Origin of the sequence: Nostoc sp., from assembly GCF_036917755.1 — a bacterium.
Taxonomy (GTDB): domain Bacteria; phylum Cyanobacteriota; class Cyanobacteriia; order Cyanobacteriales; family Nostocaceae; genus Nostoc.
This window is the reverse complement of sequence record NZ_JBALFC010000073.1, coordinates 1-24,527: the sequence shown is the minus strand read 5'-3', so window position 1 is coordinate 24,527 and position 24,527 is coordinate 1. Positions and strand designations below refer to the sequence as shown.

General features: G+C 43.1%; 23 protein-coding genes and 3 pseudogenes. 12 read left to right on the top strand and 14 right to left on the bottom strand.

All coding sequences use genetic code 11. The annotated features are described in order from the left end of the window. Positions 1-12: 12 nt before the first annotated feature. From V7L05_RS17315 to V7L05_RS17285, 7 genes and pseudogenes are all read right to left on the bottom strand, one after another. Positions 13-222, bottom strand: coding sequence for a DUF2997 domain-containing protein (locus tag V7L05_RS17315; RefSeq protein WP_334950678.1), 210 nt, complete (start codon positions 220-222; stop codon positions 13-15). 477 nt (positions 223-699) lie between these two features. Further along, positions 700-1,461: a hypothetical protein gene (locus tag V7L05_RS17310; protein WP_335165762.1), complete on the bottom strand. Its 762-nt coding sequence runs from the start codon at positions 1,459-1,461 to the stop codon at positions 700-702. A 400-nt stretch (positions 1,462-1,861) separates the two neighbouring features. Further along, positions 1,862-2,095, bottom strand: a complete 234-nt coding sequence (locus V7L05_RS17305; RefSeq protein ID WP_335165760.1) for a type II toxin-antitoxin system RelE/ParE family toxin — start codon at positions 2,093-2,095, stop codon at positions 1,862-1,864. After that, a complete protein-coding gene (locus tag V7L05_RS17300) occupies positions 2,092-2,346 on the bottom strand; it encodes a hypothetical protein (protein ID WP_335165759.1) in 255 nt (84 codons plus the stop codon). The genes V7L05_RS17305 and V7L05_RS17300 overlap by 4 nt, the downstream gene beginning before the upstream one ends. A gap of 104 nt (positions 2,347-2,450) precedes the next feature. Beyond that, positions 2,451-2,720, bottom strand: a pseudogene (locus V7L05_RS17295) (DUF4926 domain-containing protein). Positions 2,721-2,739: 19 nt separating this feature from the next. Next, positions 2,740-2,841: pseudogene (locus V7L05_RS17290) on the bottom strand (DUF6883 domain-containing protein); the annotation flags it as partial. A gap of 54 nt (positions 2,842-2,895) precedes the next feature. Next, the gene (locus V7L05_RS17285; RefSeq protein WP_335165757.1) at positions 2,896-3,372 is read right to left on the bottom strand and encodes a hypothetical protein; all 477 of its coding nucleotides are present in this window, start codon (positions 3,370-3,372) and stop codon (positions 2,896-2,898) included. A gap of 33 nt (positions 3,373-3,405) precedes the next feature. Here V7L05_RS17285 and V7L05_RS34745 point away from each other — a divergent pair, with 33 nt between their 5' ends. The 4 genes from V7L05_RS34745 to V7L05_RS17265 all read left to right on the top strand — a co-directional run bounded on the left by V7L05_RS34745 (position 3,406) and on the right by V7L05_RS17265 (position 7,025). After that, a complete protein-coding gene (locus V7L05_RS34745; protein ID WP_442937868.1) occupies positions 3,406-3,792 on the top strand; it encodes a UPF0175 family protein in 387 nt (128 codons plus the stop codon). Beyond that, complete coding sequence (locus V7L05_RS17275; protein WP_335165756.1) at positions 3,789-4,304, top strand: DUF3368 domain-containing protein; 516 nt, start codon at positions 3,789-3,791, stop codon at positions 4,302-4,304. Before V7L05_RS34745 ends, V7L05_RS17275 begins: the two co-directional genes overlap by 4 nt. Positions 4,305-4,482: 178 nt before the next feature. Beyond that, positions 4,483-5,505 carry a (S)-8-amino-7-oxononanoate synthase BioU gene (gene bioU, locus V7L05_RS17270; RefSeq protein WP_335165755.1) on the top strand — a complete coding sequence of 341 codons (1,023 nt, stop codon included), beginning with the start codon at positions 4,483-4,485 and terminating at the stop codon, positions 5,503-5,505. A 464-nt stretch (positions 5,506-5,969) separates the two neighbouring features. Next, entirely contained in the window at positions 5,970-7,025 is a 1,056-nt protein-coding gene (locus V7L05_RS17265; RefSeq protein ID WP_335165753.1) for an IS630 family transposase, read from the top strand. A gap of 109 nt (positions 7,026-7,134) precedes the next feature. Here V7L05_RS17265 and V7L05_RS17260 read toward each other — a convergent pair whose 3' ends face one another. From V7L05_RS17260 to V7L05_RS17245, 4 genes and pseudogenes are all read right to left on the bottom strand, one after another. Beyond that, positions 7,135-7,695: a hypothetical protein gene (locus tag V7L05_RS17260; RefSeq protein WP_335165752.1), complete on the bottom strand. Its 561-nt coding sequence runs from the start codon at positions 7,693-7,695 to the stop codon at positions 7,135-7,137. A gap of 113 nt (positions 7,696-7,808) precedes the next feature. Next, positions 7,809-9,035 carry a type II secretion system F family protein gene (locus V7L05_RS17255; RefSeq protein WP_335165750.1) on the bottom strand — a complete coding sequence of 409 codons (1,227 nt, stop codon included), beginning with the start codon at positions 9,033-9,035 and terminating at the stop codon, positions 7,809-7,811. A 148-nt stretch (positions 9,036-9,183) separates the two neighbouring features. Beyond that, a pseudogene (locus V7L05_RS17250) lies at positions 9,184-10,314 on the bottom strand (type IV pilus twitching motility protein PilT); the annotation flags it as partial. A 119-nt stretch (positions 10,315-10,433) separates the two neighbouring features. Further along, a complete protein-coding gene (locus tag V7L05_RS17245) occupies positions 10,434-12,446 on the bottom strand; it encodes a GspE/PulE family protein (RefSeq protein WP_335165747.1) in 2,013 nt (670 codons plus the stop codon). A gap of 358 nt (positions 12,447-12,804) precedes the next feature. Here V7L05_RS17245 and grpE point away from each other — a divergent pair, with 358 nt between their 5' ends. Both grpE and dnaK read left to right on the top strand, forming a co-directional pair. Further along, positions 12,805-13,554 (top strand): nucleotide exchange factor GrpE, encoded by a 750-nt coding sequence (gene grpE / locus V7L05_RS17240; protein WP_335165774.1) that lies wholly within the window; start codon positions 12,805-12,807, stop codon positions 13,552-13,554. 231 nt (positions 13,555-13,785) lie between these two features. Further along, the gene (dnaK, locus tag V7L05_RS17235; RefSeq protein WP_335165773.1) at positions 13,786-15,744 is read left to right on the top strand and encodes a molecular chaperone DnaK; all 1,959 of its coding nucleotides are present in this window, start codon (positions 13,786-13,788) and stop codon (positions 15,742-15,744) included. Here dnaK and V7L05_RS17230 read toward each other — a convergent pair. After that, positions 15,673-15,855, bottom strand: a complete 183-nt coding sequence (locus V7L05_RS17230) for a histidine kinase (protein WP_335165745.1) — start codon at positions 15,853-15,855, stop codon at positions 15,673-15,675. The genes dnaK and V7L05_RS17230 overlap by 72 nt on opposite strands. 581 nt (positions 15,856-16,436) lie before the next feature. Between V7L05_RS17230 and dnaJ the strand changes: the two genes are divergently transcribed. The 5 genes from dnaJ to V7L05_RS17205 all read left to right on the top strand — a co-directional run bounded on the left by dnaJ (position 16,437) and on the right by V7L05_RS17205 (position 20,689). Beyond that, the gene (gene dnaJ, locus V7L05_RS17225; RefSeq protein ID WP_335165743.1) at positions 16,437-17,567 is read left to right on the top strand and encodes a molecular chaperone DnaJ; all 1,131 of its coding nucleotides are present in this window, start codon (positions 16,437-16,439) and stop codon (positions 17,565-17,567) included. After that, positions 17,567-17,821, top strand: a complete 255-nt coding sequence (locus V7L05_RS17220) for a sulfurtransferase TusA family protein (RefSeq protein ID WP_334829077.1) — start codon at positions 17,567-17,569, stop codon at positions 17,819-17,821. Before dnaJ ends, V7L05_RS17220 begins: the two co-directional genes overlap by 1 nt. Then, positions 17,818-18,942 (top strand): small ribosomal subunit biogenesis GTPase RsgA, encoded by a 1,125-nt coding sequence (gene rsgA, locus V7L05_RS17215; protein ID WP_335165741.1) that lies wholly within the window; start codon positions 17,818-17,820, stop codon positions 18,940-18,942. Before V7L05_RS17220 ends, rsgA begins: the two co-directional genes overlap by 4 nt. A 234-nt stretch (positions 18,943-19,176) precedes the next feature. Further along, a complete protein-coding gene (locus V7L05_RS17210) occupies positions 19,177-19,896 on the top strand; it encodes a Uma2 family endonuclease (RefSeq protein WP_335165739.1) in 720 nt (239 codons plus the stop codon). 34 nt (positions 19,897-19,930) lie between these two features. After that, positions 19,931-20,689, top strand: coding sequence for a Uma2 family endonuclease (locus V7L05_RS17205; protein WP_335165737.1), 759 nt, complete (start codon positions 19,931-19,933; stop codon positions 20,687-20,689). 10 nt (positions 20,690-20,699) lie between these two features. On the opposite strand, the gene V7L05_RS17200 is transcribed toward V7L05_RS17205, so the two are convergent. Together V7L05_RS17200 and V7L05_RS17195 are read right to left on the bottom strand one after the other, a co-directional pair. After that, positions 20,700-21,590, bottom strand: a complete 891-nt coding sequence (locus V7L05_RS17200; protein WP_335165771.1) for a tetratricopeptide repeat protein — start codon at positions 21,588-21,590, stop codon at positions 20,700-20,702. 155 nt (positions 21,591-21,745) lie between these two features. Further along, positions 21,746-22,309 carry a Uma2 family endonuclease gene (locus tag V7L05_RS17195; protein ID WP_335165735.1) on the bottom strand — a complete coding sequence of 188 codons (564 nt, stop codon included), beginning with the start codon at positions 22,307-22,309 and terminating at the stop codon, positions 21,746-21,748. 629 nt (positions 22,310-22,938) lie between these two features. On the opposite strand from V7L05_RS17195, the gene V7L05_RS17190 reads away from it, so the two are divergent. After that, positions 22,939-24,129: a substrate-binding domain-containing protein gene (locus tag V7L05_RS17190; protein WP_335165733.1), complete on the top strand. Its 1,191-nt coding sequence runs from the start codon at positions 22,939-22,941 to the stop codon at positions 24,127-24,129. The last annotated feature ends 398 nt before the right edge of the window (positions 24,130-24,527 follow it).

Here is a 24,527-nt window from a genome sequence, read left to right as displayed (position 1 = left end):
TACTGTGAAAACTTACCAATCGCTGTAAGTGGTGTGTGTATTCGCCACATTAGATTGCTGCACCTGAGCGGCGAAATATTCTGAGGTTGGCTCATGATTAAGTACTTGCCCCAGCTGTGCCTCTATTGCTGCTGTAACCTCAGCGCAAGAAGCACCCACAATGCCAGTGACTTTTTCTTGTACCCGACCGTCTGGATAGATTATGAACTCTAATGTCTCCATGCTCTTGGCCAACCACGATAAGTACACTTGAATTGTACTGCCTTAGCAGAAGGCTATAAATATAGCCGTAGTAACATTTTTACTTAGATCCAAACATTTGTTAACTAATGTTCCATCTTTCAACATAGATATCTCAGAATCTTTACAAAAATTATTAATTTTATAAGCATATACATCAGTATTTAGTTAGTCTCTCTTAACCTCATCGATTAGTCAAGGTAACAACTGAGGTTGCTAAGTAAGCTGCAAAAGTCCTAAAAACAAGCATTAGGGCGTAATATAGCCAGCAAGACAATTCATAAAAATATAAAATCTATTGAAAAACTTCATGATTACCATTAGATTTAGCTTATTGTAGCAAGGATTACTAATTAGGTTGGATGTAGCACTAGCTGCTCTATACCTTTTGAGTACCCGGTGGTAAGTAACCTCCCTCTGCGTCAAAACTAATCATTAAGTCAAAAGACTCCTTTGAATTTATGAACTTATAGAAGGAGCTAGTTGCCAAACCCTCGAATACTCTCTAATAACTTGCCGAGCCTGAGCAGAAATAAATCTTGTAGCTGTTTGGACAGCAATCTTTGCGGCATCTCGGCGACGTTCAAACTCACCTTCTTTACTGTGATATTCTTTTACTAAATACGCCATTTCTCTAGTGACATAGTGCTTATTAATTAAGTGAAAATTGCAACCTAATAACATTATCAGAATAGCCAGACCAACTGCTATTTCTTTTTCTACATCTTCAAACTTGGTTAAGACTTGATATGAATAAATAGTTGCATGGGATACGTTACACAATGTTCCCCAAAGAATTTTTAATTCTTTAAGTTCTGGTGTAATAATTTTCTTCAAAATTGCATTTGACAAATAAATTGTTTCTCCAGCTATCCACTTCGAGATGAGATTATCACTTTTTCGTAGAGAAGCGAACTTCGCAATCATTAAAGCTTCATAGACTGATCGTAGTAAAGCTAAACCTGAACCGTGTAAACCGTCTAAAGTTAGTATTAGGCTTGAGTAAAGAGCAATTTCATTTTTGATCACTGCTGAAAATATTGGTTTTTCTGCATCACCATGATGCGTAAGGTGACGGTGTTCAAGCAAACCGAAAAATAATTCAACATATTCATGCTGTGTATCAATACAGTTTTTTATAACTGATATACGTTCAGAAAACTTTTCTTGAGCAAGAGTTAGGTTGCGTTGACGTTCTTTTTCTAATTCATCGAATCGCATATCTCAACTCAAAGTTACATCACTTCCTATTTAAACACTTTAGCTGTTTAATTTTACTTCAAGCAGTGAAGAATATTTCGCAAAACTATGTTCCAAGCAAACACAGCGATGTCGGGTACTCCTGAACGTCCACCGTCGCTTTCAACAGGCATAACATAACTTAGACATCGCTCTTTACAGATCGCACTCAAATTATTATGCGGCGTTTCTACGAGGACTGGCGATCGCTTTGCTGGTATATGTTTAATATGTATGCTCCGGCGTAGTCTGGTGCGGTTGCTAGTCTTTAGGTCGTCTCAGAGTCATCCGGTGCTTCACCAAGGGTCTGCTGTGCAGCGTGACGGATATGAAGAACACGCACTGTCGATATTTCTTGTCCTGCCAAAATTGTGAAAATTATTCAGTATGAGTTGCGCCCTCGACCGTAAAGTATCTGGCGAATTTCTTGGCTAAAATAATCATTTTCTCTAGCTAGAGAACATCGCCTTGGCATTTGCGATAAAGACTCAATGACTTGTAGTAATCCTGCATACCACTGACTTGCCCTCTCAGGAGAAGTAACTTGAGACAACTGCAAAAATGCACTGTCTGCTTCTGCTTCAGCTACACTAGAGATTTCAATGCGGTATTTCATGAATCGGCTGGCAGATTATATTTGCGACGCTGCTCGTCAGCAAAATCATCAAATGAACGGAATCTACTCGCTTCAAAGTCTTCTAATCCTTGCTGAATACCCTTAATAGCTGCTTCTGAGTCTTGCACCTCCCACTCTAGGACAGCCTCTAGCAATTGTGCCGCAACGAAACTAACATCTTGTCCTTGCTGTGCGGTTTTCTCCCGCAGTCGTGCTTCTAATTCTGGGCTAAGGGAAACAACGATCGCCATAATCTAATATTTGCGTCAGGTTTATAGATATGATTTTATTTGAGAATATCTGATCAAGCTGCGTAGGCGTAGCCAGCCGTAGGCATCGCTCTGGGTACTATCGCTTAGGCTGTCACCATTTCCGGGACTGAATCAGGGGATGCTGGCTCAAAATGTAATACCATAATTTGCTCTGGGCGTAAACCAACAGATTCGTATGTGTGGCCGTTGCGTAGGCGTAGCCCGCCGGAGGCATCGCTAAATTCAACTTCAAATACAGCACCATCAGCTAATAATTCTACTACTGTGCCAACTTAACCACAGTACAAGTTGTATTCAGGCAAATCAACTGTCAATGCTACTACATCCAGCAACTCAATTTTACTTTTATTCATCTTCTATCACTTCCAGATATTACAGAGGATAGCAGGTTGTTAATCTTGGGACATCAGAACCTTCTTCGACAATCCAAGCACTGCGAATGGTCGTACTTTTATTTTGCCATTTGAGCGTGAAATTTAGAGTGTATCATTGTCCAAATTCATCACGCCGCCTAGCTTGCAAGACGCTTCATCGCTTTGCTGAAGGCAAGGAACCCCTGAAATCTCCGCCGTTCCAATCAGAGCCATCAAGCCAGTCATCATCCTTAGCATCCAACAACAACATATATGCAAGTAACAAGGTATTGGTAAATCGCTCTACAGGAATTTTCCAATGTCTAGCCATCTTGTCTAATTGGACTTTTACTACTGAATTCGATGATGCAAAACATTCCAATACATCATCGTGGCTACAATACCATCCAGCAATGAATTGATCAAAATAAGGTTTATATTTTTCTGTTGAATGAGGTTTCTTAAAGTTAGTGAAGCGAACGTCTCTAAAGAAGTCTAGTTTTAGACCAGCAACAAGCCCATTAGAATCTTTACCATAAATATAGTAATAAAGTGAAATACCTTGACCATTAAAACTGCGAGTAGCGCGAATAATTCTGGGAGTGACGAAATCATCTCCCTCGAAATCTGCAAGAACATCGTTTATTGCCATACAAACCGTGTTTAGTACTCAAGTATTATTCTTATGGTTCCCAAACCAGAACAAAGGGTTACATTATTACATGAAGAAGATTTACAAAAAGGATGCGGTTCGCTTTATTTACCTGATTATTACTTGGCGATCGCCAAGCAGCTTAGAATAGTAGTGATAGAGAGGATTGTAATTATGAGCGTCGTCATTCCTAATGAAATATTAACCGCAACTCGGATGACTGAAGGCGAAATGAAGCAGGAAATTGCGGTGATGCTCTTTCAAAAAGAAAAGTTAACCCTTGCTCAAGCCAGCCGGTTTGCAGGGATGAATCGTATAGCATTTCAGCATCTACTCGCAAGTCGTCAAATTTCAGTGCATTACGGGGTCGAGGATTTTGAAGAAGATATAAAGAACTTGCGGGCGATGGGTAAACTGTGATCATTGTCAGTGATACTTCGCCCATCAATAACCTCGCCGCCATTAACCATCTTCATTTACTACAACAGCTTTACGGAACAGTCCTAATTCCTGAAGCTGTCTACCGAGAACTGACTGATCCCAACTTTCCAGTTGCAGGTGCAACTGAAGTACAAACTTTTATCTGGATTCAAACTCGTCCAGTTCAAGATCGTATATTGGTTGAAGCACTCAGTAATGAACTGGATATTGGTGAAGCTGAAGCGATGTCTGACGACAAGCCACTCCGTGTCTACGCTCTAGCACTCGAAATGAAAGCAGATCAAGTTTTGATTGATGAACGTCGTGGTCGCATGGTTGCGGCTAGTCTAAATCTTGGTTACATAGGGATTTTAGGGATCTTGGTTGAAGCTAAAAGTCAAAGGCTGATTTCTGCTGTGAAACCTTTGTTAGATGCTCTGATTAACCAAGCAGGATTCTGGGTGGCTGAACCTTTATACAAGAGCGTTTTGCAGCTTGTTGATGAAAATTAATTTTTGATCCTAATACAAGTAGCTTACATAAAAAAACATCAGTCAGCCAAAAAACCCAGGATAATGAATCATAATTAACCTCTATAGCTTTGAGCTATCAGCCATCAGCCACCAGTTACAAGCCGGAAGCTGAGATGCCGAATGCTAAAGGCTTTTGATTCAACTTAACTAATTGACTATGAATTCCGAAAAAGTCAGAAATTCTCTAAATATTTCGCCAGCTATCCGCGTCGGAGTGCTGGGTTTTGGCGGACTAGGACAAGCAGCCGCCAAACTACTTGCTGGCAAACGGGAAATGATTTTAGTCGCAGCAGCAGATCAAAAAGGCTACGCTTACGCTGCTGAAGGTTTAAATACTCAAGAATCCATTGCAACCTACCAGTCCCAAGGTTCGTTAGGTCATTTAGAGCCAGTTGGGACATTAACAAATCAAAGTATTCAGGATTTAATTGAAATAGCTCAACCTGTGGATGGGTATTTTCTAGCTTTACCCAACCTGCCAAATGACTTTATTCCGACTGTAGCCAAGGAGTTTATCAAATCTGGTTGGCGTGGCGTGCTAGTGGATGCGATTAAGCGCACCACTGCTGTAGAACAACTACTGGCGATGAAAGAAGAACTGGAAGCAGCCGGGATTACTTACATGACAGGCTGTGGTGCTACACCGGGATTGTTAACCGCCGCCGCCGCATTAGCCGCCCAAAGCTACGCCGAAATTCATCAAGTCGAAATCACCTTCGGGGTGGGAATTGCTAACTGGGAAGCTTATCGTGCCACTGTTCGAGAAGACATTGGCCATATGCCTGGTTATACAGTGGAAACTGCTAGGGCGATGACTGATGCCGAAGTAGAAGCACTACTAGATAAAACTAATGGCGTGCTTACCTTGACGAATATGGAACACGCTGATGATGTGATGTTAGAAGTAGCGGGAATAGTAGGGCGCGATCGCGTTACAGTTGGTGGTGTAGTTGATACTCGCAATCCCAAAAAGCCCCTCAGCACCAACGTTAAGGTAACAGGGCGCACCTTTGAAGGCAAGATTTCCACCCATACATTTACTCTGGGAGATGAAACCAGTATGGCAGCCAATGTCTGCGGTCCTGCCTTTGGCTATCTCAAAGCTGGTAAACAATTGCACCAACGCGGTATTTATGGAATATTTACTGCTGCCGAAATTATGCCCCAATTTGTCAGGTAATAGTTAGGGAGTGGGGAGTGGGGAGTTAGGAGTTAAAAAACTAAACCTCAGACTTAGAGGATGTTTTAAAAGTCTTTGGCGAATAGAATAGAGCCTCCGGCACGCTGACGCGTAGCTTGCTTCTCCGTAGGAGTACGCTACTACACAAAACTTAGTCCACCTCCGTGGACTAATGAAAAATTAAGAGTTTCATAACCTGCGGAGGCAGGTTTTGTCTGTATAGCCGCGATTTCTAATCGCCAGGATACATAAAATTAGCTTTTCAAACACCCTCCTTTGTTCAAATTAAAAATCTCTGGATTTGCAATTTAAAACTCTTAAACTCCTAACTATTAACTCCTATTTGATTTTTGAACAAATTAAGTACTATACTAAAAACGGTTAAAGATTGGACTTTTATGTAGCGGCAAAAACAAGTAGTATAAACAAATAATCAATAGGGTGCTATTAAAAGGTAAAGTCTGATGTTGAGAATAGATTTTACGCAAGAAGACATTAATAAGCTGCATTATGAAAGATATCACCATCCTCATCCATTAGTACAGAAAAAGATGGAAGTTCTGTATCTCAAAAGCCAGGGCATAAAACATAAAGACATTTATAATTTGTGCAAAATATCGAAAACAACGCTAACAATATATATTAAACAATATCAATTGGGAGGGGTAGAAGAACTTAAAAAAATCGAATATAAAGGACGACCAAGTGAGTTAAATCAATACAGTGATATTTTGAAAGAATATTTGGAAAAATCCCCGGCTTCAAGTGTTGCAGAAGCGAGTGATGCCATTGAAAAATTAACTGGTATTAAGCGCAGTCCAACACAAGTGAGAGAATTTTTAAAAAGAATTGGTTTGCGTTGCTTAAAGGTGGGTTATGTGCCGGGAAAGTCAGTAGAAGAAAAAAAGATTGAAGAGGTAAAAAAATATAGGGTCGAAACGCTAGAACCACTGCTTTATGAGGCTATGAGCGGAGAAAAAGCAGTTTTCTTTGTTGACGCAGCGCACTTTGTACATCGAGCATACTTAGGATTTCTATGGTGTTTTGCAAGAACATTTATATGTTCACCTTCTGGTCGGAAAAGATTTAATGTTTTGGGAGCAGTTAACGCAGTCACTAAAGAAATAATTACAATAACAAATGAAACTTATATTAATTCAGAAAGTATTTGTCAATTGCTATTTAAATTATCTAATTTGGTTTTAAATATTCCAATTACTCTGGTCTTAGATAATGCTAAATACCAGAAGTGTAAACTGGTACAAGACTATGCGAAACAATTGGGCATACAGTTATGTTATTTACCTTCTTATTCACCACAGCTAAATTTAATTGAGCGATTTTGGAAGTTTATTAGAAATGAATGTTTATACTCTAAATACTATGCTAGCTTTGCTGATTTTAAGGCAGCAATATCTAACTGTCTTGACACTGGTAATACTGACAAACAGGAAAGCCTAGATAGCTTGTTGGCTCTGAATTTTCAGACTTTTAAAAAAGTCCAAATTTTAGCTGTTTAAAGTATAATCGAAAAGGCTTATTCCCTACTCCCCACTCCCTATTCCCTACTCCCAGCCTACGCAAGTCAGTTCAATAATCAAAGTGGATTACTATAGCTCATAACTTTTTCTAAGCTGGTGGAATCTGTGGAGAGAAAATATCTGTGAAATTCTCCTCAAGCAGCAAATCTGGTGTTTGTATAATAAATGGAAATTCGGCTCCCACTAAGCCTCTTGGGATGCGTTCTAAAGTATCACTAAAAACGACAAACAGAGGATATATGGTATTAGATCCCTCACTCAAAATATGACTGTGGCGGAGAGGCATCAACCACTCATAATCGTTGTCCAGCCAAACTTGGGTTTGTCGCCAACGTCCTAACAAATCAGAAAAGTCTTCATGAGCGCGATGAATAAAGACTAAAATTTCTGCTTCAGTTTTGACTTTCCACTCAGGATCGCACATCAAAATTGCCAGATCACAGGGTAAGCAAATCGTTTGTGGGGCTGTTGTAGCAGTGTTGCGAAGACGGACAATTGGCAAGGGAATAGTGATAACACTTTCATCTGGACGGCGCAAACTAGGAATCATCTCCAAGTATGGCCGATATTGCTTTAGTAAGGCGATCGCAGCTAGATGATTGCTGTACTCTGCCAAGCTCGCTTCGTACTGAGATTTTTGCACAGTCATAATTTATTAAATAGTGAGTAGTTAGAAGTGATAAGTTAAGAATAAACTTTATAAGTTAGAAGTTAGAAATACAAGTTTTAACTCCTAACTCCTAACTCCTAACTCTTAATCCTCTATCCCAACGTTTCAAATACTTTAAACATAGGCAGATACATCGCTAGCAAAATGGTTCCAACCATTCCCCCCAAAACTACAATCATCACTGGTTCCAAAATACTGGTCATTGCTTTTACTGCCTGCTCAACTTCATCTTCATAGAAATCGGCAACTTTCATCAACATTGCATCTAATTCTCCAGTTTCTTCTCCGATACTAATCATCTGAATTGCCATAGCCGGAAAAACGCCTTCGTTTTGTTGTAAAGCAATGCTAATCATACCTCCTTGTTGAATCTCAAGGCGGGCTGAATCTATAGCATTGGCAATGACTTGGTTTCCTGATGTATCTCGGACAATTTCTAAGCAAGTTAAAATTGGCACACCTGAACGAGTCAAAGAACCAAAAGTTCTGCTAAAGCGGGCAACCGAAGATTTTTGAATTAAGTCGCCAAACAACGGTACTTTCAGGGAAAGACGATCAATTGTTAGGCGACCACCAGGAGTTTTACCGAATTGTCCATAGGCAAATTTCAGTCCGACAATAATAAAGAGAAGGATGACAGCTTTCGGACTTCTCAAAAATTTACTAGCATCCATCAAGAATTGCGTTAGAGGTGGTAATGTAATTCCAATTTGTTCAAAAATCGTGGCAAAAATGGGAATAAGAAAAATGGTCATGCCGAGAAAGATCGCAACTGCTATAAAACCCACAACCACTGGATAAGACAATGCTGATTTAATTTGGTTTTGTAATCGGGCAACATCTTCTAACAACTTGGCTAAACGATTCAATACTTCGTCTAGAACACCACCAACTTCGCCAGCTTCAATCATACTCACATATAATCCATCAAAGCAGTCAGGATGTTTCCGCATTGACTCTGAAAGATTCATTCCGCTTTGAACATCGATGCTAATCTCCACAAGAGCTTGTTTCAGTTTAGGGTTACTACACTGTTCAGAAAGTACCCCCAGACTTCTAACGATCGCAACTCCCGCATTCATCAAAACGGCAAATTGACGAGAAAAAACAGCTTTGTCTTTCACAGAAACCTTAACTAAGGAATTCTGGAAATTTTTTATGGCAACATCTAGTTGAAATGCTTGAGATTGTTTCAGTTCTTGGACAACAAAACCTTGATCTCTGAGATTAGTCCGAGCTTGTACCAAGGATTCGGCAACAATTTTTTCTGATCGGGATTTTCCTTGAGAATCCCGCACACGGGCAACGTAGTTTGGCATAAATTAATTCAAAATGGGCATTGGGCATTGGGCATTGGGCATTGGGCATTGGGCATTGGGCATTGGGCATTGGGCATTGGGCATAGATTATTCTCCTTGTCCCCTCATCCCCCTCATCTCCCTCATCTCCCTCATCTCCCCTGTTCCTCTAATGTGCTTTGGCAGCCGCACCGGGTTTCGCACCAGCTGCCTGCGGCGGTGCCGCAGTACCGATGAGACGTTGGATTTCATCTGGCTTAGAAGTCTTAGACATCGCCGCTTCAAAGGAGATCGTTCCTGCTTTGTACATATCGGCTAAAACCTTCTCCAGAGTTTGCATTCCCAATTTCCCGCCAGTTTGAATAGCTGAGTAAATTTGAGATGTTTTGCCTTCTCGAATCAAGTTGGAAATAGCGGGAGTGACAATTAGAATTTCTTGAGCCATTACCCGCCCATATTCCCCGGGTTTAGGGTTTTTCTTAGACACCAAGGTTTGGCTAAATACCGCCACTAACGAGTTAGACAACTGCACCCGCACTTGGGTTTGTCTTTCATGGGGGAAAACGTCAATAATCCGGTCAACTGTCTGGGCGGCGGAACTGGTGTGTAGTGTGCCAAATACCAAGTGTCCTGTTTCTGCGGCGGAAATTGCCAAAGAAATCGTTTCCAAATCGCGCATTTCTCCTACCAGAACAATATCTGGATCTTCCCGCAAAGCTGCTTTCAAGGCATTAGCAAAGCTTTTAGTATCTTCACCCAGTTGCCGTTGGTGAACCAAGCTTTTAATTGGTTCGTAGACAAATTCAATCGGGTCTTCCACCGTTAAAATATGCTCTGCCTTGGTGCGGTTAATCAAGTCAATCATTGCCGCTAGGGTAGTTGTCTTCCCAGAACCTGTAGGGCCTGTCACCAGAATTAGTCCTCTGGGTTTATCTGTCATTTCCCGGACGATATCTGGCAAACCTAATTTTTCAAAGTTAGGAATTTTAGAACTTAATGCCCGTAAGCAAGCAGCATAAGAACCACGTTCTTTATAGACATTGACCCGGAAACGAGCCAAACCCTTAACACCATAGGAACAATCCAACTCCCAGTTCTGCTCCAAGGTTTTACGCTGGGTATTGTTGAGCATACTAAAAATCAGCCTTTGACACTGATCAGCTGTCATTACATGCTCACCTATGGGCGTGAGTTTACCACTGATGCGGAAGTAGGGAGGCAAACCTGCGGATAAATGCAAATCCGAACCTCCCATTTCAATCAATTGCTCCATCAGGTCTTCAATCATCATTTCCATAGTTCTGCTTCCTTTTAATGTTTATTATTTGTTCTTTGTCATTTGTCCTTTGTCATTTGTTTAAAGTTACTAAGCATCGACTAATGACTAATGACCAATGACTAATGACCAATAACTAATGACTACTTTTGAAACCGAGATGTCATACAGTAGGGACAATCCAGCCATTCTGGTTTCAATGTGGCATCGCAAGTCAGGCAAGTAAGACCAGTCTTGCGTTTGGCTTTTAACTCGGCTTCCAAACCAGTATCAGTAAAGGTCACTCGTTCTACTTCTTCTAAGGTGGTAGAACCTTGGCGCACTAAGTCCAAACTGTAAGACAGCAAGGTTTTCATACCCTCTTCTATTGCCACTTCCTTGATACGTTCCGTGGGTGCATCTTCATTGATGAGAGTTTGCAGGTTTTCGGTGACTCGCATGACTTCATAGACTCCACAACGCCCTTTGTAGCCGACACCATTACATTTTGGGCAAAGCTGATTTTTGGTTTTGGCTTCTGCGATCGCATCTAATGTCAAGGTGTTAGCTTTATAGAAGGTGACTTCGACATCTGAGGAAGCTGATAGACCATAGCGAGCCAATTCCTGAACGGTAGGAGTGTAGGGAATACGACATTCAGGACATACACGCCGCACCAAACGTTGAGCTAAAACGCCAATTAGGGAACTAGAAACCATGAACGGCTCAATACCCATTTCTCCCAAACGAGCGATCGCTCCTGGGGCATCATTGGTATGTAAAGTAGTTAATACCAAGTGACCGGTCAACGCAGCCTCAATTGCTGTTTTTGCCGTTTCTTTATCCCGCGTTTCACCCACCAGCAGCACATCTGGATCTTGCCGCAAGAAAGCCCGCAGAGCGGTAGCAAAATCTAGCCCTTTTTCCCGAATCACCTGTACTTGAGTAATCCCTGGAAGGCTGTACTCAATTGGGTCTTCCACAGTACTGATATTAATACCGGGATCATTCTTTTCTGATAATGCAGAATACAGCGAGGTTGTTTTCCCAGAACCAGTTGGCCCAGTCACCAAAATTAGACCAAAGGGACGGCTCACCATATCCTGGACAATTTGTAAAGTTTCAGGGTCGGTAATTAACTTATCCAATCCCAATTGGGTGGAAGAGTTATCCAAAATCCGTAGCACCACCTTTTCCCCGTAACGACTGGGTAAGGTGCTGACCCGGAAATCTACCTTACGTCCCTCAAACAGCCGCCGGATGCGTCCATCTTGGGGTATACGCCGTTCTGCAATGTCTAGATTGGAGATGATTTTAAATCGGGCTGTCACCGCCGGGATGATTTTTTTCGGTAGGGGATCGAAAGCTTCGATCAGTATGCCATCCTTCCGAAAGCGAATGCGTAAGTTTTCTTCTTGCGGTTCAATATGAATGTCAGAAACGCCTTCATGCAACGCTTTAGCTAGGATTCTGTTGACTAGGTTGATCACTGGGGCATCCTCTGCACCCTTCATCGCCGCCCCTAGATCAGCCTCCATTTCTTCCGGGGCTTCCGCAAGATCGAGATTTCCGAGGTTTTCTAAATCCTGATTAATATCTGTAAACTTTTCTTGATCTAGATGCTTTTGCTTAACAGCCATTTCATCCAAGTATTGGTTGATTAGGTGTTGGTAGTCTTCCTGTGTAATCACCATGCGCTGCAAGGCCAAGCCTTGGGGACGCAAGATGCGGTTCAGGTCATCGGAAGCCTCTAGATTATCTGGAGCGACCATCGCCACTAAAACTGAGGGCGGGGTTTGATCTTCGTGTTTCGACAGTGGTACTAAACGATGGCGACGACAGATATCCACTGGGATGAGGGTTTCAATCAGGTTCGCCATCATTGAGGTGTCAAAGGAGTTGACTTCTGGATCAAGGAATTCAACACCGTATAGTATTTTAAGTTCAAATAGCTGCTGTTTTTTGTATTGCCTGAGCAACTCAGGTGATAGTTGTTGCCCAGTGATTGACTCTAGTACTTCCGTTAAGGGTGTGCCAGATTTACGGCTTTCAATTAGTGCCTGCCTCATCTGGTCGGTATTGACATAGCCAGATAGTACTAGCTTGTTGCCGAAGGGCGAAAACTCTGTTCTGGTAGTTAGAGCGGTACTGCGCCGGTGTGCTGACGAGTAAGTCATAAATGAGCTATTGATTTGGGGAAACCTCTGCTTAGAGTATTCCCCTACTGGGAGACAGAATTCTCATTTCCCAAAAAAGTCCTAAGTCAAGTCACTTTGCTCCGAATTCAAAATTAAAGATATTTTCAAATTAAGGGGCGAGTCACATTCAGCGCCACTATTGAAAATTACTCGTTCGGGTTCCCGCCTTAGTGGGGTCTGGGCTAACGTGTTCACCATTTGTCACAATAAGATGACGGTTACATCACTTCCAGGAACTTGTCGGCAACAAAATCAGCCTCAGTAGCAAGTCGTGGATGACGACGGTTGCCAGCTGTGGAGATACACTGCCATAAATAGGATCTGGAATGAGTAGACAATAATGGATGAGAATAAACAGATAAACAATACAAGCCAGCAATTGGGTGAACCAACAGAGGTAAAGCAAGCAATGAAGAGTGACTCCCCAGCCCAAATTAATTTCAATGAATCTGGTAGCGAGGTGACAGAGCAAGTGGCAGCCCAAACCAATGTATCCGGCGATCCGGCTACTCTCAATCCAGAAAATGGCGTCGCGGCAACCGAGAAAACTGAAGTGGAAAGAGCAGCTTTGGCAGAACTGACTCAACAAATCGAGTCCCTGAAAACGCAACTAGAAGAGCGTAGTACTCAATATATGCGGATTGCCGCTGATTTTGAGAATTACCGGAAACGCACTAGTAAAGAAAAAGAAGAGCTAGAGGCGCTGATGAAGCGGAACACGATTTTGGAATTGCTGCCAGTGGTCGATAATTTTGAGCGGGCGCGATCGCACCTCAAACCGCTATCTGATGGCGAAATGACCATGCACAAAAGTTACCAAGGTGTTTACAAACAACTAGTAGATAGCCTGAAGCGCTTGGGTGTATCACCGATGCGTCCTGAAGGTGAAGAATTTGATCCTAACCTACACGAAGCAGTAATGCGGGAACCTACGGATGAACATCCTGAAGGAACAGTGTTAGAAGAGTTAGTGCGCGGATATTACTTGGGCGATCGCGTGCTACGCCATGCAATGGTCAAAGTAGCTGCTCCCAAAGAAGATACCCCTGCTGCACCAGAAGATCAGTCGAGTCAAGCCAACAGTTAAGCTGTAATCGCTCGCCTCGCTGACCAATAGAATAGTGCCTGGGTTCTAGTAAGGACGAGCATCGCGTACCTAAAACTTGGACAAGGCTTTGGATAACTCTCTGTGTTTCAACTTCTCTCTTGCTACCAGCAACAGGGATTCCACAGGCGTTATCCGCTAGCCTTGCAACAAGCAAAAAAGTTAGTCCACGACAGATTACAGCAGAAAAACTCAGTAAAAATACTGGCGAATATGGGAAAAGTTATTGGGATTGACTTAGGCACTACTAACAGTTGCGTCGCAGTTTTGGAAGGCGGTCAACCACTTGTGATCGCCAGTTCTGAAGGTGGACGAACTACTCCTAGTATTTTGGGATTTGGGAAGAGTGGCGATCGCTTGGTTGGTCAATTGGCAAAGCGCCAAGCCGTAACCAATGCCGAAAACACAATTTACAGTATTAAACGATTCATCGGGCGGCGTTGGGAAGACACTGAAACAGAACGCGATCGCGTTCCCTACAACTGTGTCAAAGGTCGAGATGATACCGTTGATGTCCAAATTCGCTCCAAAAATTACACGCCACAAGAACTATCTGCCATGATCCTGCAAAAGCTCAAGCAGGATGCAGAAAACTTCTTGGGTGAAGAGGTAACACAGGCAGTGATCACGGTACCCGCATATTTCACAGATGCCCAAAGACAAGCAACTAAAGATGCTGGCACCATTGCAGGACTAGAAGTTCTGCGAATCATCAACGAACCAACAGCTGCGGCTTTAGCTTTCGGATTGGAAAAGCAAGACCAAGAGCAGTTAATTTTAGTATTCGACTTAGGAGGCGGTACCTTCGATGTATCGATCCTACAACTTGGGGATGGCGTTTTTGAAGTTAAGGCAACTTGTGGTAACAACCACTTAGGTGGAGACGACTTTGATAATGCGATCGTGCGTTGGATGATGGAACACTTCCAGCAAGAGGAAAAAATCGACCTTTCCCAAGATAAGATGGCACTGCAACGCCTGCGGGAAGCAGCAGAAAAGGCAAAAATTGAACTCTCCAGTATAGTGAATACCTCCATCAACTTGCCGTTTATCACGGCTGATGACGCCGGCCCAAAGCATCTGGAGATGGAACTCAGCCGCTCTAAATTTGAAGAACTCGCAGGAAAATTAATTGAAGCGACCATCGAACCAATGATCCAAGCGCTCAAAGATGCGGATCTCAAACCACCAGCCATAGATCGGATTATTTTGGTAGGTGGTTCTACCCGTATTCCCGCAGTCCAAAACGCGCTAATTAAGTTTTTTAACGGCAAAGCTCCCGATCGCTCCATCAACCCTGACGAAGCAGTAGCATTGGGAGCAGCTATCCAAGCAGGTGTGTTGGGTGGCGAAGTCGATAATCTCTTACTATTGGATGTCACCCCTCTGTCCTTGGGAATTGAAACCTTGGGTGAAGTGTTCACCAAAATCATTGAACGCAACACCACAATTCCTACAAGTAGGTCACAAGTTTTTTCCACAGCAGTTGATGGGCAAACCTCAGTGGAAATTCACATCCTCCAAGGTGAACGGGCAATGTCACGAGATAACAAGAGTCTCGGCAAGTTTTTGCTAGCAGGAATTCTTCCATCTCCCCGTGGTGTGCCGCAAATTGAAGTATCCTTTGAAATCGATGTCAACGGCATCCTGAAGGTTTCTGCCCAAGACAAAGGCACAGGTAGAGAACAGAGTATCCGAATTACCAATACAGGTGGCTTGAGTAACAATGAAGTCGAACGGATGCGCCAAGAGGCCGAACTGTTTGCCGAAGAAGATAGAAGACGTAAAGAGCTGGTTGAATTCAAAAACCAAGCAAATAATCTGTTGTTCAGTTATGAATCCACCATCAAGGATAATGGGAACTTTATTGGTGAGCAGATGAAAACCTTGGCCAGTGAAAAAGTTTCACAACTCCAAGCTGCCATGATTGACTCCAGTATTTCCACAGGGGAATTTAAGCAGCGATTAGACGACTTCCAACAAACCCTGCTGGCAATTGGTGCTGATGTCTACAATCGAGCTAACAGCCAAACTGATGAGATTGAGGATGCTTCAGCGAATCTCTTGAACCCAGAAATGGACTCACCAATGAATGGCACACTAATGCCACAATTCAACTTTGATTTTGACGAAGAAAGTACCGCACAAGCTGATTATGAGGCGATAGATTAGGGGTTGGGCATGGGGCATTGGGCATGGGGCATTGGGCATGGGGCATTGGGCATGGGGCATGGGGCATTCATTGGTTATTAATTCTGCTCCCCCTGCTCCCTCATCTCCCACTCCCCACTCCCCACTCCCCTAAGTTGCAGATTTTTCTTAAGACACTTTAATATATCTAAATATATTGATTATAAATTTAGCGAAGTTTCACAAGACCCCAGCGCTTTGCTAGATTGTAGAAGCAAATTACTTTGAGCTAGGTAGTATGCCAGTTCAGATGCACTTCCATTGCAATGGGTGGTTTTCCACACCTAATGGTGCGGCTAGCCCCTCTGGTTGATGGGCTAGGTTTTCCTCTCCTACGTAGCACAATTGTAAAAGAGACAGCGCTCGGCAGTGAGAAGTCTGAGCAAAGGCTTACAACCAGCTCCTAACTTCTATGGCTTTTGTCGTCTCTCACGCGGAAAGCACCTGTTGCTCAAGATTTGTCGGTGATTTTTGTGAAAAGTAAAGGGTAAAATCAGTTATTAACAAAAATTAATTTTATCTCCTGCCTAACCTCCGGCAAGCCACCCTCTGAAGGACACTGCGTTGCTCTTCCAGAGCTTTAGGCAATAACGCCTTCCCGTAGGGTAGCAAGTGACCGTGAGTGACCTTCTACTGCCTTCTGCTTTCTTCCTTCTAACTTTTACCTTTGCTATATGGCCCGCGACTATTATGAAATCCTGGGTGTCTCTCGTGACACCGACAAAGAAGAAATCAAACAAGCCTATCGCCGTTTAGCCCGGAAGTATCACCCAGATGTGAACAAAGAACCGGGGGCGGAGGATCGCTTTAAAGAAATTAACCGCGCCTATGAGGTACTCTCGGAACCAGAAACCCGCGCTCGTTACGATCGCTTTGGTCCAGAGGGTGTGTCTGGTGCTGCTGGCGCAGGCTTCCAAGATGCCGGCGATATGGGCGGTTTTGCCGATATCTTTGAAAGCATTTTTAGTGGCTTTGCTGGCGGTATGGGTAGTCCCACGCAACAAAGACGGCGCAGTGGACCTGCTAGAGGTGATGACCTGCGGCTAGACCTGAAGTTAGACTTTCGGGAAGCGGTATTTGGCGGTGAAAAAGAAATTCGCATTTCCCATCTAGAAAATTGTGAAGTTTGTAGCGGTTCTGGTGCTAAACCTGGAACCCGCCCTCGGACTTGTTCCACTTGTACCGGATCGGGTCAAGTTCGCCGTGTCACTAGAACACCCTTTGGCAGTTTCACCCAAGTCTCAACTTGTCCCACCTGTAATGGCACAGGGATGGTAATTGAAGATAAGTGTGATGCGTGTGATGGGAAAGGCGCAAATCAAGTCACAAAGAAACTCAAAATTACCATTCCAGCTGGGGTGGATAATGGCACACGCTTGCGGATTTCTAGTGAAGGAGATGCTGGTCAACGTAGTGGACCTCCTGGGGATTTGTACGTTTACTTGTTCGTGAATGAGGACGAGGAATTCCAACGAGATGGCATTAATATTCTCTCGGAAATCAAAGTTAGCTACCTGCAAGCGATTTTAGGTTGTCGGTTAGAGGTAGATACGGTAGATGGTCCGGTGGAACTAATTATTCCAGCTGGAACCCAGCCGAATACGGTGATGAAGTTGGAAAATCGCGGCGTACCCCGCTTGGGTAATCCCGTCAGTCGTGGAGATCATATGCTGAACGTATTAATTGATATTCCCAACAAAGTCACCCCAGAGGAGAGAGAACTGTTGGAGAAGCTGGCTAAAATTAAGGGAGATCGCACTGGTAAAGGCGGTCTAGAAGGATTCTTGGGAAATTTATTTAAGTGATGAAGCCCTCTTCTGTTTTAACTCCCGATGCTCAACTTGATTTGCGCGGCACCCCTTGCCCAATTAATTTTGTGCGGACAAAACTACGTCTGGAGAAAATGCCATTGGGAGGTTTGCTAGAAGTCTGGCTAGACCCAGGTGAGCCAATTGAGCAGGTTCCCGATAGTCTGACAATGGCAGGCTATCAAGTGGAACAAATTACAGACTACACTAGTTATTTTTCTCTGTTAGTGCGCCGTCCAGTTGTTGAATGACAGGGGAAAATTTTACCGCAACTGGACAGTTATTGGGTACGGTGGTTGCTGTACAGGCTAATTTTTATCGAGTACAGCTGGATCAAGAGGATGGGGAGATGAGGGAGATGAGGGAGATGAGGGAGATGAGGGAGCAAGATCCTCATCTTCCCCATCCCCCTCGCCTGCTTTGTACCCGGAGAACACGTCTGAAAAAAATCGGGCAACAGGTGATGGTAGGCGATCGCGTTGTGGTAGAAGAGCCAGATTGGGCTGGGGGACGGGGAGCGATCGCTGAGGTTTTACCCCGCCAAAGTGAGTTAGATCGTCCGGCGATCGCCAATGTGAACCAAATCCTCTTGGTCTTTGCCGTCGCTGATCCACCTTTGGAACCTTATCAACTGAGTCGGTTTCTAATTAAGGCTGAGTCTACTGGCTTAGATGTGCTTTTATGCTTGAATAAAAGTGATTTAATTTCACCGGAGGCACAGCAACAAGTTAGCGATCGCCTACTTGGTTGGGGCTATCAACCAATATTTATCAGTGTCAAGGATGGTATAAATACTGACCAAGCAGCCAGATATTTGAGCAATAAAATTACTGTAATTGCTGGGCCTTCCGGCGTGGGTAAATCTAGCTTGATTAATACGCTGATTGACTCTCTTGAACTGCGAGTCGGAGAAGTTTCTGGTAAACTGGCTCGTGGTCGTCATACGACTCGCCATATAGAATTATTTGAGTTACCTAGCGGTGGTTTGTTGGCAGATACTCCGGGGTTTAATCAGCCTGACATGGATTGTAATCCAGAAGAATTAATCCGTTATTTCCCAGAAGCAAGAGAGCGGTTAGCAGTTGCTAGCTGTCGGTTTAGTGATTGTCTGCATCGAGATGAGCCTGAGTGTGCGGTGCGCGGAGACTGGGAACGATATGAACATTATTTAGAATTTTTGGACGCTGCGATCGCTCATGAAACTCATCTGCATCAACAAGCTGATCCAGAATCCACCATGAAGTTAAAAAGCAAAAACAAAGGCAAAGGGCAGAGTCAATACGAACCCAAGCTAGAAAGTAAAAAATATCGCCGGATTTCCCGCAAGACTCAGTTACAGGACTTGCAGGAGTTATATCGGGATGAAGAATGAAGAAGAATTCAGGAGTCAGAATTCAAGAGCGTGGGGGATTCAGTCCCACCACTGATAGCTAACGCGGACTCGCTACCGCAACGCCTACACCAGTCGTACATAATTCATTCTGAATTCTGACGACTGACGCATTTATTCTGTTTTGTGCGATGTCTACGACGGGCTGTTCGGTGACGCACTTCTATGAAAATGTTTGTCACGATAGCATAGATACAAACAGAAAAACTATCTTCTATGTCTCAGCCCCTTGCCACTACCCCTAGTTTAGAAGCTGTCACTGAGAGTATAATTTTCCCACCAGGCGACATCTATAGTGACGAACCCCCCTTGGAATCTGACTTACACCGCGAACAAATCGATTTACTGATCCGCCTGATTAAGTGGTGGTGGCGCGATCGGCAGGATTTTTATGCTAGTGGCAACCTGACGATCTATTTCAGCCCTAACCAGAAAAAATCAGAAGAATTTCGAGGTCCTGATTTCTTTGTAGTTTTAGATACAGAAAAAAAAGACCGCAAAAGCTGGGTTGTCTGGCAAGAAAATGGTAAATATCCGAATGTGATTATTGAGATGTTATCGGATTCTACCGCAGCGATTGATAAAGGTTTGAAAAAACAAATATATCAGAATACATTTCGCACCCCTGATTACTTCTGGTTTGACCCAAATAACCTAGAATTGCAGGGATTTCACATAGTTGATGGGCAATATCAAGAACTTGCACCCACTGAGTTGGGTTGGTTGTGGAGTCAGCAGCTAGATTTGTATTTAGGAGTTGAGTCTGGTAAATTACGCTTTTTTACCCCAGATGGACAACTGGTGATGTTGCCAGAAGACGAAGCAAACCAACAGTTACAGCAAGCAAATCAACAACTAGAACAAGAACGTCAACGGGCTGCAATATTAGCAGAACGCTTACGAGCCGCAGGTATTGATCCTGAGCAAATATACTAAAAATAAAACTTTATTTCCTCTGATTGCGAGCGCTATGTCTCAATCTTTTGCCACCGCTTCTCAAGCTGATGTCACTGAGAGTATAATTTTCCCACCAGGGGACATCTATAGTGACGAACCCCCCTTGGAATCAGACTTACACCGCGAACAAATCGATTTACTGATCCGCCTGATTAAGTGGTGGTGGCGCGATCGGCAGGATTTTTATGCTACTGGCAACCTGACGATCTATTTCAGTCCCAACCAGAAAAAATCAGAAGAATTTCGAGGTCCTGATTTCTTTGTGGTTTTAGATACAGAAAAAAAAGACCGCAAAAGCTGGGTTGTGTGGCAAGAAAATGGTAAATATCCCAATGTGATTATTGAGATGTTATCCGATTCTACTGCCTCGGTTGATAAAGGTTTGAAAAAGCAAATATACCAGAATACATTTCGCACCCCTAATTACTTTTGGTTTGACCCAAATAACCTAGAATTCCAGGGATTTCACATAGTTGATGGGCAATATCAAGAACTTATACCCACTGAGTTGGGTTGGTTGTGGAGTCAGCAGCTAGATTTGTATTTAGGAGTTGAGTCTGGTAAATTACGCTTTTTTACCCCAGATGGACAACTGGTGATGTTGCCAGAAGACGAAGCAAACCAACAGTTGCAACAAGCCAACCAACAGTTACAGCAAACAAATCAACAGTTACAGCAAGCGAATCAACAACTAGAACAAGAACGCCAACGGGCTGTAATATTGGCAGAACGCTTACGAGCCGCAGGTATTGATCCTGAGCAAATATTCTGAAAATAGAATTTTATTCCTCGAAGGGGTTCAGAGAGGTTATTTTTGAATTTTGAATTGTTAATGAGACTGTTTTAATTTTAAAGCTGCCCTCACACTCCACGAGAGCAATTTCTGATAAGGATGAGAGTTGTTGCTGTAAATTTTTCAGTAACAAGAAAGTTTTTTCAGAGGTTTTAGTTTCTCCCTGTTGGGCAAAGTATTCAACCGCCTTTTGTAAGTCTGCAATTGCCGCTTGTTCATGACCAAGTCGATGGTAGGCTATACCTCGATTCAGATAAGCTTGGGCATTAGTTGGGTTAAGTTTGAGTGACTCAGTAAAATCTCTAACAGCACAAGAGCGATCGCCACTTCTGCCGCAAGCACAACCCCGATTATAATAAGCTCTGTAGTTATTGGGATTAAGTCGAATTGCTTGTGAGAAGTCGAGCATCGCTGCTTTTAAGTCCAACAACTCAAAATGAGCTAGTCCTCGGTCATTGTAAACATCCGCTTTTAGTAAACTGGATGATTGGGAAATATTAGTGAGTGCTAGATTGTAATCTGATATTGCTTGTTGGTGATTACCCAAGATAGCATGAGCTAGCCCTCGGTTGTAGTAGGCTCTGAAATCATTAGGTTTAAGTAGAATAAATTGATTATTGTCCGCGTAGGCGTAGCCCGCCGTAGGCATCGCTGCTTGATAATCCCCTTGTCTATAGTATGCTAGTCCACGATTGAGGTATGCTTCAACATTTTTAGGCATAAATTTGAGAGCTTGATTGCAATTGGCGATCGCATTCTGATAATCTGCTAATTGCAGATAAGCAAGACAACGATTGCTGTAAGCTGGAGCAAAATCGTTTTTGAGCTTAATCGCCTCAGCAACGCCTGATTTTTTTGGGACAATGCAGTATATAGCAATCTGCTTTGATTTTTGTTCGCGCAGCGTGGCGTAGCCATAATTATTTGCGTAGACAGGGAGTAGGGAGTGGTGAAGAAGCCTTTTCGGGGTGTATTGATTTTTTTCAAAAATCAAATACGAGTCCTATAGCTTTGCTATACTGTCAGGCTTATCACCTATACTTGCAACTCAAATCCAGGTAATATATCCTCCCCAAAAATAATTGCTGGCATTTGAATAACTTCTACAGCTTTCAAAAGTCGGTAAATTTCCACTTGTTTATCTTGAGGATTAATTAGCCAACCCAAACGCAAACCATTTTCGATGTATTCCTTCATTTTCGCTTGGATAGGTGCAAGCCGATCTGTCTCGGAACGCAGTTCAATTGCAAAATCGGGTACAAGTGGCGGAAATTTTTTTCGCTGTTCTAGTGTTAAAGCTTCCCACCGTTCCAACTTTACCCAAGCCGCATCAGGGGAACGTTTTGCACCATTTGGAAGTATAAAGATAGTTGAAGAACTAAAAACTTTCCCTAATTTCACTTGACGATTCCAATTATTCAAGTCTGTAATTAAATCTGCTTCTTGATTTCCGCTTTCTCCTCCTACTGGTGGCATAATTATTAATTGTCCGGCTGCATTCATTTCCAGGCTTAAATCGCCATTGGCAATACACAATTGATAAAATTGCTCATCGGTTAAATGAGCAATTGGTTCTAGATTAAGCACAACAGTATTCATTGAACCTTTCCTCGTGCCTTTGTTGCTAACATAAGTTACCTTTAGTTAAAAGTTTAGCAGTAGTAAATTAACTTGAGTTCGACAGAGTATCGCCTATTAACCTGAACGATTTCAAAGTAGTATTGATTCAGAAACTGTAGAGTAATCCTTGGTTGACAAACCTCTACACTTGCGGACAAACCTACAAGTGTTTTAAATTATCGGTGTTGTTGAATTGAAGTTATTGCTATAAATTATCAATAATTATAGGTTATAGCGATCGCCTCTGGTGGGGCGTAGCCCATCGCAATTCGGGGATAACGGGGAAAAGTGCATAGTTTACCGCCGTAGGCATCGTATTAATTTCTAGCTCAGACACTTCTGCTATTTGAGCAACAAATCAGAGAATATCGATAACACCCTAGCATGGAGGCGATTTCTATGAGTTGTGCCTCACCCCGCAAAAATAATTTGCGCTTCGCAAGCAAATTGGCAACTTCTGTGATAGTCTTTTTATATGGGGAATCAAGACAGCGAAAGCACAAAAAGTCTTCAAAGAGAAATAATATAAACTCAAAGACCAGACTTTCGCCTTGGCAGATGCAATGTTTAAATCCGCTACGGCTTTTTGAAACTAACAGACAAAGCCAATGAAGCAGGATAGTGACCTCCGTAATAACTTGAAGTCGATTAGAACTCGCTTAGGCATGAGCCAACAAGATTTGGCTAACATCGCTAGTGTGACTCGTCAGACAATTAGTGGTGTAGAGTCGGGACAATATGCTCCCTCAGTGGCCATAACACTTCGCTTGGCCAAAGCGCTTGGCTGTCAAGTTGAGGATCTATTCTGGTTAGATCGGGATTTACCTGAAATTGAAGCCGTTCTTGCCAAGCCTGTTCCTAATGGTCAGCAACTGCGAGTTAGCATGGCTCGTGTGGGAGGACAATGGATAGCTTATCCCTTGATTGGCAAGGATGCTTTTCGCCAAGACATGATTCCGGCTGATGGTGAAGCAGTTGCAGTGGACGGGTCTCTCGGCATAAGCAAACTGATGAACCCGAAGGGTGAAGGCACTAGCCAAATAGGTACAAATAAAGTTCGAGTCAGGCTACTAGACGATAATCTCGACACACTTCACAACACCGTTGTGATTGCTGGTTGTGCCCCTGTGATTTCACTATGGGCAAGAGCCACCGAACGTTGGCATCCCCAACTACGAGTCCAATATAACTTCGCCAATAGCATGGCTGCATTGCACAGTTTATGCAGAGGTGAGGCGCACATCGCTGGGATGCATCTGTATGATCCTGAGACTGGTGAGTATAATACTCCCTTTGTTCGAGATGTTTTGGTTGGGAGGGAAGCAGTTCTGATTACCCTTGGTGTCTGGGAGGAGGGACTTTTGTTGAAGTCAGGGAACCCGATGGGAATTAGAACAGTTACTGACTTAGTTGCAGGGGGAGCGACTATTGTCAACCGCGAAATAGGTTCTGGTAGTCGGATGCTTTTGGAACAAAGACTCCAAAAAGAGCAGATACCGTTCGATGCTGTTCAGGGCTTTGACAATGTACTCAAAAGTCACCAAGATGTTGCTCAAGCTGTAGTAGGAGGAGTTGCCGATGCTGGTATGAGTACGGCATCTGTAGCTACGGCTTTTGGGCTGGGATTTATCCCTTTACATCAGTCACGATATGATTTGGTGATTCTCAAGGAATATTTGGAAGAAGCACCAGTACAGCAGTTGCTCAGTACTTTGGGACATCGGATGGTTCACTCACAATTTGAAATTCTCGGCGGTTACGATATCAGCAAAATCGGGGAAGTTGTAGCCACTGTTTAGAGTGGATTGCAATGGTTGGTTGTGTGGTTAAAGGAAAACTTGGCGTAAATTTAAATTCCGGCTGCAACCACGCTTTAGGTATGAGCAACCTTTGATAATTCGTAATTCGTAATTCGTAATTCGTAATTAGGAAATTCGGATTGAATTGTGGTTTCCAGCTTGGAATCTGTAGCTTTCTTTTTTCCTGTTGGTATTACTACCGCCAGAGAAATCATTTGAGTGAGCGTCTGGTAATACCTGCAATATTCCTTGAGTGATGTCTTATTGCTCTAGCCATTAGTCAGAAAAAACAATGACTAATGGTCAATAGACCTCTTGCAAAAGTCCCAGATGCGTGGGACAAATAAGTTAGAGTTGGGTAGCATTAATGACCTACGAACAAGTAAAGATCCTAAAGC

Excerpts from the sequence above, each read along its gene's own strand:
- V7L05_RS17315 (WP_334950678.1), bottom strand. The coding sequence starts at position 222 with ATGGAGACATTAGAGTTCATAATCTATCCAGACGGTCGGGTACAAGAA.
- V7L05_RS17310 (WP_335165762.1), bottom strand. The coding sequence starts at position 1,461 with ATGCGATTCGATGAATTAGAAAAAGAACGTCAACGCAACCTAACTCTT.
- V7L05_RS17305 (WP_335165760.1), bottom strand. The coding sequence starts at position 2,095 with ATGAAATACCGCATTGAAATCTCTAGTGTAGCTGAAGCAGAAGCAGAC.
- V7L05_RS17300 (WP_335165759.1), bottom strand. The coding sequence starts at position 2,346 with ATGGCGATCGTTGTTTCCCTTAGCCCAGAATTAGAAGCACGACTGCGG.
- V7L05_RS17285 (WP_335165757.1), bottom strand. The coding sequence starts at position 3,372 with ATGGCAATAAACGATGTTCTTGCAGATTTCGAGGGAGATGATTTCGTC.
- V7L05_RS34745 (WP_442937868.1), top strand. The coding sequence starts at position 3,406 with ATGGTTCCCAAACCAGAACAAAGGGTTACATTATTACATGAAGAAGAT.
- bioU (WP_335165755.1), top strand. The coding sequence starts at position 4,483 with ATGAATTCCGAAAAAGTCAGAAATTCTCTAAATATTTCGCCAGCTATC.
- V7L05_RS17265 (WP_335165753.1), top strand. The coding sequence starts at position 5,970 with ATGTTGAGAATAGATTTTACGCAAGAAGACATTAATAAGCTGCATTAT.
- V7L05_RS17260 (WP_335165752.1), bottom strand. The coding sequence starts at position 7,695 with ATGACTGTGCAAAAATCTCAGTACGAAGCGAGCTTGGCAGAGTACAGC.
- V7L05_RS17255 (WP_335165750.1), bottom strand. The coding sequence starts at position 9,035 with ATGCCAAACTACGTTGCCCGTGTGCGGGATTCTCAAGGAAAATCCCGA.
- V7L05_RS17245 (WP_335165747.1), bottom strand. The coding sequence starts at position 12,446 with ATGACTTACTCGTCAGCACACCGGCGCAGTACCGCTCTAACTACCAGA.
- dnaK (WP_335165773.1), top strand. The coding sequence starts at position 13,786 with ATGGGAAAAGTTATTGGGATTGACTTAGGCACTACTAACAGTTGCGTC.
- dnaJ (WP_335165743.1), top strand. The coding sequence starts at position 16,437 with ATGGCCCGCGACTATTATGAAATCCTGGGTGTCTCTCGTGACACCGAC.
- V7L05_RS17220 (WP_334829077.1), top strand. The coding sequence starts at position 17,567 with ATGAAGCCCTCTTCTGTTTTAACTCCCGATGCTCAACTTGATTTGCGC.
- rsgA (WP_335165741.1), top strand. The coding sequence starts at position 17,818 with ATGACAGGGGAAAATTTTACCGCAACTGGACAGTTATTGGGTACGGTG.
- V7L05_RS17210 (WP_335165739.1), top strand. The coding sequence starts at position 19,177 with ATGTCTCAGCCCCTTGCCACTACCCCTAGTTTAGAAGCTGTCACTGAG.
- V7L05_RS17205 (WP_335165737.1), top strand. The coding sequence starts at position 19,931 with ATGTCTCAATCTTTTGCCACCGCTTCTCAAGCTGATGTCACTGAGAGT.
- V7L05_RS17195 (WP_335165735.1), bottom strand. The coding sequence starts at position 22,309 with ATGAATACTGTTGTGCTTAATCTAGAACCAATTGCTCATTTAACCGAT.
- V7L05_RS17190 (WP_335165733.1), top strand. The coding sequence starts at position 22,939 with ATGAAGCAGGATAGTGACCTCCGTAATAACTTGAAGTCGATTAGAACT.